We start from the raw sequence: 14,023 nt of genomic DNA, 5'->3' as shown, positions 1-14,023 counted from the left end.
CAGGCCCCGGTTGCTGCCGCTCCTGCTCCCGCAGCCGGTGCTGCTTCGGGCGCTGATGTAGCAGATATCCCCTTCAAAGCATCGGACGCTATCGCTGCGCTTTTGGCCTACTCTGCCAAGCTGCGAACCGACCAAATCGGCGCAACCGACACCACCGACACCCTCACCAACGGCGTATCTTCCCGCCGCAATCAGCTCTTGATGGATATTTCCTCCGAGCTGGGCGTGGCTTCGGTCGACGGTGCTGCCGAGGCTTCGATGGTCGACTTGGGCGCTCTGGTCAACAAGGTAGCCCCGACCTACAAGCCCTTCGGTCCTGTATTGTCCGACATCGTCCGCGACCGCATCAAGGCTCTCTTTGGTCCTGCCGGTATGAAGCTCAAGCAGGTGGAAGATCGCGTCAGCAATGACTGGCTCCTCGGGCCCGGTTGGGTTGCAGCTGTAGTTGCCGAGCTAGTTTTGGGCACCCGCGAAGGTGCTTCCGCTCGCGGTGGCGACCTAGCTCAGCTGCCTACGCAGCCGGTCTCCTCCGCTGCCGCAGCTAAGGCTCTGATTGACCAGGCTGTGCAAAATGTGGCCCAAGCGCATGGCGTTTCTGTAGCGCTGCCGAGCGCAGGTGGAGCTGCTGGCGGTTCGGTGGTCGATTCGGCGGCTCTCGATGCTTTCGCGGCCAAGGTCACTGGTTCGCAGGGCCTGCTGGCCTCTACTGCCCGCTATGTTTTGGACCAGCTCGGCCTGAAGCCGCCCGTCTCGGTTCCTGGCTCGGATGAAGATGCTGCGGTCGTGGCTGCGGTCGACGCTGAGTTGGGCTCGGACTGGCCCCAGCAGGTGGAGCCTGAGTTCGACGAGCGCCGGGCTGTGCTCTTCGACGACCGTTGGGCCACCGCCCGCGAGGACTTGGCCCGCATCTACTTTGAGGGGAGCGATGCCAGCAAGTCCGCTCACTTCCTTGGGGCCGGGGCAGATGTGCAAGCGCAAGCCCTCTGGTACGAACGCAAGGCTCAAGCGGAGGGCAAGGCCGAACTGGCTCAAACCTACGACCGCATTGCTGCCGAGGCTGGACAATCCGCTGCGAGCAGCCAGTCCGCCTCCCGCTTTGCCTCCGACGTGGCTGTGGTGACTGGCGTTTCGGCTCATTCCATCGCTGGCTCCTTGGTTGCAGGGCTCCTGGAAGGCGGCGCAACCGTTGTGGCTGTCTTCCATACTTTCAACCAGAAGACCGTCCAGTGGGCTAAGGGTCTCTACCGTCAGCATGCCGTAGCCGGTGCCAAGTTGTGGATTGTGCCTGCGAATCTGTCGAGCTTCCGCGATGTTGACGCGCTGGTGGACTGGGTCGGTTCGGTGCAAAAGAAGACCACCGGTGCCTCCACCACTATCTTGAAACCGGCCCTGGAGCCCAGTATTTTGCTGCCCTTCGCCGCGCCTCCCATGCACGGCACGATGGCTGATTCGGGTAGGCTCTTCGAGTCTCAGGCCCGGCTCATGCTCTGGGGCTTGGAGCGCATGATTGCAGGCTTCAGCCAGATTAGCGCAGACACCGACGTGGACCACAAGCTCCACGTAGTCCTACCCGGCTCGCCCAACCGCGGTACCTTCGGCGGCGACGGCGCATACGGCGAGATTAAGGCCGCTATGGACGCTATCGTCAACCGTGCCCAGAGCGAGACGGACTGGTCCGGCAGGGTCACCTTCGCTCACCCGCTGATTGGCTGGGTGCGCGGCACTGGCCTCATGGGTGGCAACGATCCGCTCGTCAAAGCCGTTGAGAGCCAAGGCGTGCGGACCTACTCCACCGAGGAGATGGCTGGCCAGCTTCTGGACTTGTGCTCTGCTCAGGCCCGCTCTCAGGCGGCGAAAGCTCCGATTTCTGCTGATTTGACCGGCGGCTTGGGCTCGGCTCCTATCGACCTGCGCGCGCTCAAGGCACAGGCGGCACAGGACGCTGAGGCCGAGAATGCCCAGGCTTCCGGTGCTCAGGCTTCTGGCGTTTCGGTGGAAGGTGCAGTCCAGAGCGCGGTAGAAAGTGCGGCAGAGAGCGCGGCTGGCCAGAACGCGGCCTCCAGCGAGCGCCTCCTGAAGGCCCTGCCCACCCCGCATGTGCCCGCCCAGCCCAAGGTAGATTTGGCACTCTGGGAAGGTGTCACCACCCGCCCCGAAGACCAGATTGTGATTGTCTCCATTGGCGAGATGGGACCCTGGGGCTCCGGCCGCACCCGCTTCGAGGCCGAGCTGGGCATCGATTCCAGCGGCCAAGTGGACCTTTCCGCGGCTGCCGTGCTCGAATTGGCTTGGAATATGGGGCTTATCGAGTGGCAGGATTCGCCCAAGCCCGGCTGGTACGATGCCGACGGCAATCTGGTTCCCGAGGAAGATATTGCCGAGCGCTACCAGGCCGAGGTGGTGGCCCGCTCCGGCATTCGCCCCTTCGAGGAGGGCATGGGCTCGGATTACAAGGACGGCACCGATGAGGAGGAAGTTGATGTCTTCCTCGACCACGATGTGACCTTCTCTGTTCCGAGCGCCGACATGGCTCAGGAGTATGTCAAGCTCGACCCGGACCATACGAGCGTGGCGCAAGATGAGGAATCGGGCGAGTGGAACGTTACCCGCCAGGCCGGTTCCAAGATTCGCGTGCCCCGCCGGGCAACCATGACCCGCACGGTTGGAGGACAATTCCCCAAGGGCTTCGACCCTGTCAAGTGGGGCATTCCTGCTTCGATGGTTGGCGATGTAGACCCGATTGCCCTGTGGAATATCGTAACGACCGTCGACGCTTACCTGTCTGCGGGCTTCACGCCGGCCGAGATTTTGCAAGCCGTGCATCCCTCCAAGGTGGCGTCCACTCAGGGCACCGGTTTCGGCGGTATGGCCTCCATGCGCAAGCTCTACTTGGACCGCTACTTGGGCCGCGAAATCCCGACCGACATCCTCCAAGAGGCCCTGCCCAACGTGGTAGCGGCTCACGTGATGCAGTCTTACATCGGTGGCTATGGCAACATGGTTCAGCCGGTCTCAGCCTGCGCCACGGCAGCGGTTTCGCTGGAAGAGGGCGCCGACAAGATTGCCCTGGGCAAGGCTGACTTCGTGGTCACCGGCGCTATCGACGACATCGGCGTGGAATCGGTCATTGGCTTCGGCAACATGAACGCCACGGCCAATTCCGGCGAGATGTATGCCAAGGGAATTGCTCCGCGCTTCTTCTCCCGGGCCAACGACAGGCGTCGCGGCGGCTTCCTGGAGTCTCAAGGAGGCGGCACGATTCTCTTGACTCGCGGCGACATTGCGCTCAAGATGGGTCTGCCTGTGGCGGGAGTAGTGGGATATATTCACTCCTTCGCCGACGGTGCCCACACCTCCATCCCCGCTCCGGGCTTGGGTGCGCTGGCTGCTGGCATGGGAGGCAAGGATTCGGACTTGGTGCGCTCGCTGGCCGCTCTCGGCGTTGCGCCAGACGAGATTGCGGTGGTTTCCAAGCATGATACGTCTACCAATGCCAATGATCCCAACGAATCCGAGCTCCACAACAGCTTGGCCCGCGCTATTGGTCGCGCCGAGGGCAACCCCCTCTACGTGATCTCCCAGAAGACGCTGACCGGCCACGCCAAGGGTGGTGCTTGCATCTTCCAGGTGAACGGATTGACTCAGCTCTTCCGGTCTGGCGTGATTCCGGCCAACGCGGCCCTCGACTGCGTGGACCCAGCCCTGCGCCGAGACGACCACATGGTCTGGTTGGAGCAGCCCCTCCACGTCGGCACGGTTAAGGCCGGTTTGGTGACTTCGCTCGGTTTCGGCCACGTCTCCGGCATCGGTGCCATCGTCAACCCTGGTGCTTTCGAGGCGGCAGTAGCCAAGAGCGCAGGCTCAGCGGCCCTGGAGGAGTGGAGGACTCGCGCCAACGCCCGCCTAGCCGCCGGTCAGCGCCGCCTGCAAGAAGGCCGCATGGGCCGGGCCGCCCTCTACGAGCCCATCGACAACCGCCGCTTCCACGAGGATACCCCCGCCTACAGCGCCCACGAAGTCGAAAAGTCTATGCTCCTCAACCCCAACGCCCGCCTATCCCCCTCCGGCTACTTCGAGGTGTAACCTCCCAGTAGTCTGAGCCGCTAGCGTGGCCAAAGAAAGGCCCCCGAACTCGCATAAGCGCGCGAATTCGGGGGCCTCTTGCACCTCTATAGATGCCTCTTATTCAATGTTCCTATGCGAGGGAAAGTCCACCGAGCTCCCCGCTTCGCTAAGAGCTACCTCACCCGTGTTCCGTCCAAAGCTATAACTCTGCCGGGCATGTTCCCTGCGCCGCCGCTGCGGCAACAACAAGAACAAAGCCAAAGCCCCCGCGCTACTGCTCAGTATCGTAATCCCGCCCAATCGAGCCAACGGAATAGCCCCTGCTATGGGTAGGGTCATAGGAACGAAGGCTTTCCAGTGGGCTTTGAGTGTGATGTCAGCGGTAACAGTGTCGTTGTCGAAGTCCCATTTGGTCCCCGTGGTGGTGTTGTACCAGCCGTCGAGGTGCCAGTTGGGTTTGTTAACTTGGATTGGTGGTGTGACTTTTTCATTTTGGTGGTGGGCTTGGTTGTCTGGTTGTGGTGTGCCTCCGTCGGTGTCGAAGATGACGGTGATGCCTGGTACTCGTTGTGCGATGGTGCCGGAGTATGTGAAGTTGAAGTTGGTTACTGGGCTGGTGGCGATGGTGGCTTGGTAGTTGAAGTTGTATTCGTGGTCGCCGGGCATGGTTTTATCCCATGTCATGATTCCAGTAGTGGCGTTGAAACTTTTACCTGCGGTTGGTGTTGACGGTTTGATAGTGTCTTCTGTCGCAATTTGATGTGGTGTGATCGTGTCGTTGATGGTTGCGGGTCCTAGGCTCATGGGGTTGTGTACGTTGTAGTCGTGTTTATCTGGCAATCGAATGTATTGGGTACTCACTTCGAGACGTTGGAGGTGGGTGAGTTTGCTGGGGTTTTGGAGTATGGGTGTGACATCGGTGATTTTGTTGTAGGTGAAACTGAGGATTTTGAGTTTGTTGAGGTCGGTGTTGGTGATGATGGTGGAGAGTTTTGCGTTGTCGATGTTGTCATCGGTGAGACCGAAGTCAGCGAGTGCAGGGAAGTGGGGTATGGCTGCTGCTGTTTTATCAATGTCGAGGTTGTGGCAGCCGACGAGGAAGAGTTCGTTGAGTTTGTTGAGGCCTGTGAGCGGTGTGATGTCGGTGATTTTGTTGCCGATCATGAGTCCCCAGAGGTCGGTCATGCTGGCGATGATGGCTAGGTCTGAGTCTGAGCCGACTGGATTGCCGAAGAGGAGTAGTTCTCCTTTGAGGGGTAGTCCGGCGAGTGGTGTGATGTTGCTAATGTTGTTGTCGCTGAGCCAGAGTTGGCCGGTTAAGTTTGTCATGTTGGCTAGAACGCTAATGTCGCTGATTCCGTTGTTGTCGAGGTATAAGTGGGTTAAGTTGGTGAGGTTGGCGAGTGGAGCTAAGTTACTGGCCCTGTTGCCGGGTAGGTTGGGTTCGTAGTTGGGGAAGGCTGATTCGTAGGTGCCCCAATTATAGTTTGCTAGGTTTAATCGTCTCAGGTTAGTGAGATTGGCTATGGGGGTGAGATCGGTGACGTGGTTGACTTCACCTGTTTTGGGGTGAGACATCGAGTTGGCAATGGAGAGTGATGTGAGGTTGGTGAGGCCTTGCAAGGGTGTAAGATCGCTGACTCGATTATTGCTTACGTCAAGAGTAGTGAGTCGGGTAAGACCGCTTAAGGGTGCCAGACTGGTAACAAGATTACCTCCTCCAATACTTCCTCCAACAGAGGAACTGCGATTGCCGAGTTCGAGGTTGGTGAGGTTGGTGAGGCCTGCGAGTGGTTGGATGTTGCTGATCTGGTTGCCTGTAAGTCGGAGACTGGTGAGTTGGGTGAGTCCTGTGAGTGGGCTGAGATCAGTGATGGTGTTTCTACTGGCAGTCCCTATATTCTCGAGGCCAAGACTGCTGAGTTGAGTGAGGTTTTGCAGTCCGTTGAGACTGTGAATGTTCGCATTCTGCGCGTTGAAAATTTTGAGTTGGGTGAGAGCGCTCAATGGAGTGAGGTCAGTGAGCGAGTTCATCGTGGTCGTAGAGGTTGGATTTGGGTTATTGCTGAGGTTGAGGTCGATGAGGTCGGTGAAGTATTGGATGCCGTTGAGGTCAGTAATGCCCTCGGTTCTAAGATCCATGCTCTTCGAATAGAGTGCATAGGTGGGAAGTGGTGTGTTGATGTTGTTGTCGAGGGTGTAGTGCTTGGCGATGGCTTGGCCGAGGCTGGGGCTGAAGCATTGGCTGATGGGGTCGGTTGCTATGTTGCAGGCTGGTGGGGCTGGTGGGGTTATGGGTGCGGATTGGTTGGCGTGGGCTAGTGCCGGGTTCGCTAGACTAGCGGACCCCCCCCCCCAAGACAGTTAAGGCTAGCGCTAGAACCATGGTGCTCATATTGCGTACCCGACGCATCTGTTACCCCTTATTCGTCCGGAACCCAGCGCATCCACGCTGATTCCTCGTCTTCGTAAGCGTATTATGTCCGCGCTTCAGATTCCCCAACCCAGCGTGCACAGGGCATTAAAAGCCCGACTCTGCCCACTAGTCTACCATCGCCCCAGCAAAGCTCGGTCCTGCCGCCAAACACAACAATGTAAACAGTCATGTATTCGCTCGGCATCGTCCTTCCAACTCCTCTGGCAATCACTGCTGTGGCAGGTGGTTGTTGTGCCGGTGCCGACGGATTATGGTGTGGCCTGAGTAAATCAGGGCTGCTAATGAGCTGAGCGCCAGCAGACCGCCAGCAGTCAGGCGTTGTATGGGCAAAACTCCGGCCTTTGGTAGACTCATGGGCACCATCTTCTCCCATATTGCATACAGGGTGATGTCCGCGCGGACACGGTTGGTTGAGAAGTTCCACATGGGGCCAGTGCCGTCTGCCTGTTGCGACCAGCCGACCACGAGCCATCCCTGTTTTACGGTTGTTGGTGCGACAAGTGCTGATCCGGTGTCGACGTTGCTCTCAGCTATGTCGGGTGCCAAGGCCGACCCGCCGTTTACGTCGAACTTGACGTGGTATTGTTTAATCCACTGGGCGTAAAGAGTGAGATCGTCTGTCACTCGGTTTGATGCTAAGTTCCATGGCTGATTGCCTGTTCGATCCTTGGCCCAGCCGGTCAGCCTCCAATTTCCGTTGCGGTTGGGAGGCTGCGTTACTGAGCTGATGGTGTTGTTATAAACAACTGGCTGGGTGCTGGTCGGGCTTCCGCCGTTGGGGTCGAAGGTGACTGTATAGGTGCGTACCTTCCATTGGGCGTATAGGGTGATGGGTTGGGTGACGATATTAGTGGCCAAATTCCAGGGTGAGCGTCCGTATTTGTCTAGCGACCATCCAGTCACCTCATAATGGTCGCGAGTAGGCAGGACGGGGATGCTACCAATGGCAGTGTTGGAACGTACATTCATAGTCTGTGTGCCAGGGTTTCCGCCGTTGGGGTCAAGCTTGACTTCGTAGGTAGTGTAGAGCGTTTGGGAGACGGTGCCGGTGAAGTGGCACCAGTGTGGGGTGCTGTGGATGTCATAATCGTGGGATATTACGTAGTGGTTTTCAAAGGTGTAGGAGTAGGTGCCTGCTCTAGCATTGTTCCACACTAGAACATCATCGGTTGTTGTATTCGGACTGCTGGGGCGCGGCGAAGAAAACGACGACGAGTATTTCTTATGAGGGGTGCCCGGACCCTGTGCTGTTTTCCAGGTGGCGTACTTAGCGCGGGGGAGGGTATACCTACCTGTGGGCAGTACGATGTCAGGGAGCACAACCTTTTGATTGCGGAAGTTCATTTCCCATGGACGCGTCCCGTCGTATGGGCGATGATCATAGAAAGGGCTCATGTCGTATATGCAATTGTTAACCCCGGATATTTTATTGAGTCCCATTTTTGTTGAGTCGTCTAAAATAGATACCAAGGGTGATATGTCTGAGACGAGATTGTTATCGAATGTGATGAAAGTTATCGAGACGTGGCGGAGCGGCTCCAGACTGGTAATCGTTCCATTGGAGAGATCAATGCGTGAGATGCGAGAAAATGCTTCCAATCCCTTCAAGGAGCTCACCCCGCTGCAGTACAGGTCTGGTCCAGGATTGGTCGAAGTGAGATAGCCGTTAACGGTTGTGTTCTGTGACCTGGCGATGCAGCTGGCGAGTTGAGGATCGGGGAAGCACTGGGCTATCGTGTCTCTGTCTCGATTGCAGGGTCTGTCGCGCGTGGTAATCGTCTGCTTGGCATTTTTCTGCCCTGCCATGTGAGACTTATCCGATTTTTCTTGGGGTGAGCTGGTTTGGCTGGAATTGGCTTGGGCTGGTGCCGGGTTCGCTAAACTAGCGGACCCCCCCCCCCAGGACAGTTAAAGCTAGGGCGAGAACCATGGCGCTGATGTTGCGTACCCGACGCATCTGTTACCCCTTATTCGTCCGGAACCTAGCGTATTCGCGCTGATTCCTCGTCTTCGTAATCGTATTATGCTTGCGCTCAAGATTCCCCAACCCGGCGCGTAAGGCACATACTATGCCCTAGTATGTGAGCTAGTGTAGCACCAATGCTTCGCAGACTTCGTTTAGACTGCTTGCACCCATGTTCTTGTTTGAAATGAGCTATATTTAAGTTATAGAAATAGTTCATATCAAACAAGCGAGGGGGTTGCTATGAGTCTAAGTGAGCAGGCAGCAGCACTCTTGCGCGAATATGAGGGTTTGATTCCGGCTAAGGTAGCGGTGGCGAGCGGTGCTGCTTCCTATACGAGCTTAAGTCGGATGGTGCGAGCGGGTCTGGTTGAGCGCCTGGGGCCTGGTATTTACGGTGATCCCAACGAGTTGGACGATGATTTTGCGCTGGTGCAGTTGCGGCTTTCGGGTGGCGTATTTTGCAGGCAGACGGCCTTGTATTTGCATGATATGACCGACCTGACACCCGCAAGTCTGGAGATGAATTTTCCTGCTGGTGTGCACGCGCAGTCAGCGGGGGAGCTGGGCGTGGTGGCTTATCATCAAATCCGAACGCTCTATAGTTTGGGCGTTACAACCCTTGCAACCCCGGCTGGCCACGAAGTCAAGGCGTACGACCTGGAGCGAACCTTGTGCGACATACTGCGCCCGCCTCGCCCAGCCGCAGTCGATGTGACTGCAAGTGCTCTGCGCGCTTACGTGCGGCGGCGAGACAAGAACATTCCCAAGCTCGTGCGCTATGCTAAAGAGCTCAAAGTTGAGACCAAAATAAGGCCCTACCTAGAGGCACTCCTATGAAATCTTTTGCCAATGTCTGCCAGCATGCCCCCCCCCCGACGAAGCAGCGCACAAACGTTGGCAGGCTTATCGTAAGAGCAACGAGTTTGCTCAAGACATATCGTTCGAGGACGTCTGCCGCTCCATAGCAGGCGTGATGGAGTCTGTACAGTGGGTATAAGCCCTCCGTCCTAGGGCAGGCAGTATCTCTTTCTGTCAGCGTTTGCTCTTTCGTTGGTTGTAGTTCTTTCGGGCAGGTGCTGGGCGTCGGCGTTGCGGCAAGAGCAGTGAGATGACTAGTGCTCCTGCGCTGCTGGCTAGTAGGGCGCCGCCGCTGAGTCGTGCCAGTGGCGTGGCTCCTGCGCTGGGGAGGTTCATTGCTGGTATCCAGTGGGCTTGGAGGGTGATGTCGGCCGTTACGGTGTCGGTGGCGAAGTTCCATTTGGTGGCGGTGGCGGTGTCGTACCAGCCTTCGATGATCTGGTTGCCGTTCGTAGGTCGGCTTGGTGGTGTGACGAGATTTCCGGTGTGGTGGGCCTGGTCTTCGGGGGCGGGGCTGCCGCCGTTGGGGTCGAAGCTGACCAGATGTCCGGGCACTCGTTGGGAGAAGTTGCCGGAGTAGACGAAGTTGCCGAAGCCCATCGGGCTGGAGTGGTAGAAGTTGAACTGGTGGTCGCCTGGCATGGTCTTGTCCCATGTCATGATGCCGGTGTTGGCATCGAAGCTCTGGCCTTTGGCGGGCCGGGATGGCATGTCTGGGTTGGGCTGGGCGTATTGGGCCGGGCTGACGGCGCTGTTGATGGTGGCCGCTCCCAGGCTCATGGGCGTGTGCTCGTCATAGTCGGGCTTGTCTGGCAGGCTAAAGTTCTGGTTGCTGACGTTGAATGCCCAGAGGTTGCTGAATTTGGCTGTGTTCTGGCGCACCGCCGTGACATCGCTGATCTGATTGCTCGGCATGCTGAGGAAATGAAGTTTGCTGAAGTTGCCTTCCTGGACGATGGTGTTGAATGCTGCGGTGTCGATGCTGTCGTCTGCGAGAGTGAGCCCTTCGAGTCTTGGGAATTGTCCGATGTTGCGGGCGAGCAGGCTCCAGTCGGTGATGCCGTGATTGCCGGAGAGCGTTAGAAATTGGAGATTGAGGTTGGTGATGGGGCTGATGTCGGTAATCTGATCACCCAGACCTAAACTTGTGATATTGGGCATGTTCTGGATGGTGGCGAAGACGTCGTCTCCCAGATGGTTGCTGTCCAGTAAGAGTGTTGTGAGGTTGGTGAGGTGTTCCAGGGATGTGATGCTGGTGACGTTGTTCGACCCCGCCGCTATGGCTGTGAGGTTGGTGAGTGCGGCGAGGGGACTGAGGTCGGTGAGGGTCTGCTGTCCGTCAACGCTGATCTCTCTGAGGTTGGCGAGCGTGGTCAGTGGGCTGAGATCGGTGATGCGGTTGCCTGGCTTGTTGGGATCATAGCCGGGCTGGGCCTTGTCGTACCCGACGCCCGTGTTGCTGAACCAGAGTCTGGTGAGGTTGGTGAGGCTGGCAAGTGGCGCCAGGCTGGTGATGCGATTGCCTGGCTTATTCGTAGTAGATCCGCTTATGTAGTTGCCGGATAAGTTGCCTGCGAACAAGATGGATAAGCTCGTGATCGAGGACAACGGACTGAGATCCGTGATTTGATTGTTTGACACGTTTAGACTTATGAGATTCGGCAGAGCGCTTAAGGGGCTGAGATCGCTTACCATATTGCCGCTGGTGGTTAGCCATAGGCTGCCGAGGTGCAGCGTTTTCAGATTGCTTAGGGAGCTGAGCGGGCGCACGTCGCTGATTTGATTGCCGCCGAGGAAGAGTTCGACGAGTGAATGAAGGCTGGACAGGGGCTGAATATTGGAGAGGTTGCCAGGCCTGCTGTCGCCGTCGTGTATGACGATTTCGCGGGAAAGATCGAGCTTTTCAAGTCGGGTGAGCGCCGAGAGGGGGCTGAGGTCGGTGTAGTCATTGAAATTCTCATAGGTAAGAGAGCCGCGTGCATTTTTTATGTAATTGGTTTGCAGGTCGAGTGCTTTAAGCTTGGTGAGGTTTTGTAAGCCATTGAGGCTGCGGATGCCGCAGTTCCATGCCGTGAGTCCTGTGAGGTTGGTGAGTGCGCTTAGCGGCGTAAGGTCTCGGAGCAGGTTGGGCGCAACTCCTGAGAACGAGTTGGAATTGGTTAAAGAGAGCGTTTGAAGATTGCTGAAATATTGGATGCCGCTCAGGTCGGTGATTCCGCAATCACTAAAATCCAGGGAGCTGGTGATGAGTGCGGTGTTGGGCAGTGGGGTGTTGATGTTGCCTGATGTGTATTGGTTGGCGAGGGCTTGACCCAGGCTTGGGCTGAAACATTGGCTGATGGGGTCGGTTGCTACGTTGCAGGCTGGTGGTGCGGGTGGTGTTATGGGTGCTGATTGGTCAGCGTGGGCTAGTGTGGGCCGCGCTAAACTAGCGGACCCCCCCCCCCAGGACAGTTAAGGTTAGCGCTAAGACCATGGCGCTGATGTTGCGTACCCGACGCATCTGTTACCCCTTATTCACCCGGAACCCCGCGTATCCGCGCCGATTCCTCATCTTCGTAACCGTATTATGCTCGCGCCTCAGATTCCCCAACCCGGCGCGCACAGGGCTCTAGAAGCCCTACTTTTGTTCACTAGTCTAGCATCGCCCCAGCAAAGCCCGCGCCTGCTACCAATCACACCAATGTAAACAGCGCATATTCACTGCTCAGCATCGTCCTTCCATTCTTTGGGCAGTACTGCTGTGCCGTCCTTGCTGCGGCGGGGTTCGAAAACTAGGCCGCTAGGGATAGCAACTATGGGGTAGCCGTCGTCGCTGGTGCACTCGAAGCGGATGCTATTGGCGGCAGTGTGACCCACGGCGGGGGCGGTGCTGCCAGGTTCGATGATGTCAAAAGGGATGCGCTTTTGGTTGACTAACTGCACGCTGGCCATGTTGACAAACGTGTTAAAGTTCAACCCCATCGACTCCAGAACCGCGCTCGCCCGCGCCTTGAGCTCGTCATTCATGCGAATAGTAGTAGTAGCCATGCCATCAATTGTATGCCGATCGTATGGCATTTGAGCTGTGTTTGCTGCCAGATTGTCATTATCGGTATGAATAGGTTTTTCTGTAGACGCAGCAGATAATGAGATCCTCTTTTTTGCATGCTTGGCATGAAAAAAATGCTGTCTGATTTTTGTGAGTCGGGTTTCCCATGCTTGCTCCAACCATGTCAGCAGTCTTTCAATGATATGTTCACAGATCTTGTCTATCAGCGCACCTGTGAAGATGAGAGCTAAGCAGATTATATCCTGCAGGATGTTGTCTAGAGTGAGGTTCATTTTAAACTCCTTTCAACATCTCTATGCGTCCAAATTGATGCTCCGCTTAGATTTGGGATTTTTTGCTACGCCCGCAAAACTGGGAATGTGCGCGTAAACACTATGAATTACGCGATTTCAACCAGGATTTTATGAATTTCAGCATCGATTTTTATTTTTGCTTATCTGTTGAGAAAAGAAGCGAACTCTCGTCGTGAAGAACGAGGATCAAGAAGTGTGCTCTGTGCGTAGCAGCTCGGAGAGAAGTCGGGTAAAATGATGGGAAATTCGTGGGAAGGGGCTCTTATGGTCGCTGCCGTTGCGAGGGCGGATTCTACGGTTCCGGTGGATTCTCCTGATTTGGAACATGGTGAGGTGAGCCTTCGGCGTGGGGGGCTGACGAAGACTGAGCTGGAGTAAGTACGTATGCATAATTTGAATGACGAGGACAGCCCCGATGATGGCCTCGTTTCGCTCGCTCCCGAGCAGACGCGAGCCTTTTTTGACAACATAGTCGAGGAAGAATTGCAGGCCAGAGTCTCGGGTCTTGACCGCGATATGCAGGAGGCCGAGGCATCGCCGGTGCATTACGCTGGCGGTGCGCAAGCGATGAAGGACGTGCTGCACAGCGCATGAGTGTAAATATGTGGAAGAGCTCCTGGGCAGCGTATTGCGTTTATAAGGAAAGTGCTCCGCCGCTGAGATTTCGGAATGAATATGGGGACACGAACGCTTACCAGGTTCGGCGGGTTCTAGCGGCCATTGACAGATTGAGGGGCGAGAGATGACGAAGGCGCAGGATAGGTACACATACCGGGTGCAGTGGGGCGGAGCGGTTGGCGACGTGCCTGTATGCCAAATTGTAAGTAGGGCCTATGTTGAATTATCAGTAGACCTTATGTTGAATTGCAAGTAGAGGTTGAGGATCGGCAGAATAGCAGGCATTGTGACCGGACTGCTGTAGCGGTTGTCGGTCACTCCTGCTGGCTCCTGTTGCTACTGCTGGTTGCTGACGAGAAGGGCGTTGATATGGTCCACCAGTTCGCGGGGGTGCTCTACACCTAAGATCAAGCGGGCGTAGCGCTCGCCGACCAGTTGGATGACGACCGGGCGCTCGGGGCGGGTCACGTTCCAGAAAGATTTTTCGTCGTCTTGCACGAAGGTGCCGGCCCACTTGCCGCCCACCGCCGTGCCTGGGTCGCGTAGGCCCTTGGGCTGGTCGAGAATGCCCGGATCTTCCGTGGCACCGAGGATATGCTCCAGCGGTATTTCGAGCCGACCCTTGAGGGCGAGCACTTTGTTGATGCCCCGCGGCTCCACCACGAGGGTCGTCTCGCTCAATTCCACGTCGTTGCTGTAACTCATGGCAATCTCCTTGTGATTTGTGATTACTT

At 56.9% G+C, this 14,023-nt stretch carries 8 protein-coding genes and 3 pseudogenes; 5 read left to right on the top strand and 6 right to left on the bottom strand.

Going from position 1 to position 14,023, the window contains the following annotated elements; translation table 11 throughout:
• Nucleotides 1–30: 30 nt before the first annotated feature.
• Together R8377_RS07860 and R8377_RS07855 are read left to right on the top strand one after the other, a co-directional pair.
• Nucleotides 31–913 (top strand): annotated as a pseudogene (locus R8377_RS07860) (hypothetical protein); the annotation flags it as partial.
• 158 nt (nt 914–1,071) lie between these two features.
• Nucleotides 1,072–4,083: pseudogene (locus R8377_RS07855) on the top strand (beta-ketoacyl synthase N-terminal-like domain-containing protein); the annotation flags it as partial.
• A gap of 99 nt (nt 4,084–4,182) precedes the next feature.
• Here the strand turns inward: R8377_RS07855 and R8377_RS06960 are convergent.
• Nucleotides 4,183–6,207 carry a leucine-rich repeat domain-containing protein gene (locus tag R8377_RS06960; RefSeq protein ID WP_317642778.1) on the bottom strand — a complete coding sequence of 675 codons (2,025 nt, stop codon included), beginning with the start codon at nt 6,205–6,207 and terminating at the stop codon, nt 4,183–4,185.
• A 502-nt stretch (nt 6,208–6,709) separates the two neighbouring features.
• Nucleotides 6,710–8,308 (bottom strand): InlB B-repeat-containing protein, encoded by a 1,599-nt coding sequence (locus tag R8377_RS06955; RefSeq protein ID WP_317642777.1) that lies wholly within the window; start codon nt 8,306–8,308, stop codon nt 6,710–6,712.
• 400 nt (nt 8,309–8,708) lie between these two features.
• Between R8377_RS06955 and R8377_RS06950 the strand changes: the two genes are divergently transcribed.
• On the top strand, nt 8,709–9,305 hold the full coding sequence (locus tag R8377_RS06950; protein ID WP_317642776.1) for a type IV toxin-antitoxin system AbiEi family antitoxin domain-containing protein: 597 nt from the start codon (nt 8,709–8,711) through the stop codon (nt 9,303–9,305).
• Between the two features lie 195 nt (nt 9,306–9,500).
• On the opposite strand, the gene R8377_RS06945 is transcribed toward R8377_RS06950, so the two are convergent.
• Nucleotides 9,501–11,021: a leucine-rich repeat domain-containing protein gene (locus tag R8377_RS06945; RefSeq protein WP_317642775.1), complete on the bottom strand. Its 1,521-nt coding sequence runs from the start codon at nt 11,019–11,021 to the stop codon at nt 9,501–9,503.
• A gap of 78 nt (nt 11,022–11,099) precedes the next feature.
• Nucleotides 11,100–11,153: pseudogene (locus tag R8377_RS07850) on the bottom strand (hypothetical protein); the annotation flags it as partial.
• On the opposite strand from R8377_RS07850, the gene R8377_RS06940 reads away from it, so the two are divergent.
• Nucleotides 11,139–11,363, top strand: coding sequence for a hypothetical protein (locus R8377_RS06940; protein ID WP_317642774.1), 225 nt, complete (start codon nt 11,139–11,141; stop codon nt 11,361–11,363). The pseudogene R8377_RS07850 and the gene R8377_RS06940 overlap by 15 nt on opposite strands.
• Nucleotides 11,364–12,026: 663 nt before the next feature.
• On the opposite strand, the gene R8377_RS06935 is transcribed toward R8377_RS06940, so the two are convergent.
• Nucleotides 12,027–12,650: a type II toxin-antitoxin system RelB/DinJ family antitoxin gene (locus R8377_RS06935; RefSeq protein WP_317642773.1), complete on the bottom strand. Its 624-nt coding sequence runs from the start codon at nt 12,648–12,650 to the stop codon at nt 12,027–12,029.
• 405 nt (nt 12,651–13,055) lie between these two features.
• Here R8377_RS06935 and R8377_RS06930 point away from each other — a divergent pair, with 405 nt between their 5' ends.
• Complete coding sequence (locus R8377_RS06930) at nt 13,056–13,265, top strand: hypothetical protein (RefSeq protein WP_317642772.1); 210 nt, start codon at nt 13,056–13,058, stop codon at nt 13,263–13,265.
• Nucleotides 13,266–13,625: 360 nt separating this feature from the next.
• Here R8377_RS06930 and R8377_RS06925 read toward each other — a convergent pair whose 3' ends face one another.
• Entirely contained in the window at nt 13,626–13,994 is a 369-nt protein-coding gene (locus tag R8377_RS06925; RefSeq protein WP_317642771.1) for a hypothetical protein, read from the bottom strand.
• Nucleotides 13,995–14,023 lie beyond the last annotated feature (29 nt).

Source organism: Bombiscardovia apis (assembly GCF_033095945.1).
GTDB classification, from domain to species: domain Bacteria; phylum Actinomycetota; class Actinomycetes; order Actinomycetales; family Bifidobacteriaceae; genus Bombiscardovia; species Bombiscardovia apis.
This window is presented reverse-complemented; position numbering and strand designations above follow the sequence as displayed.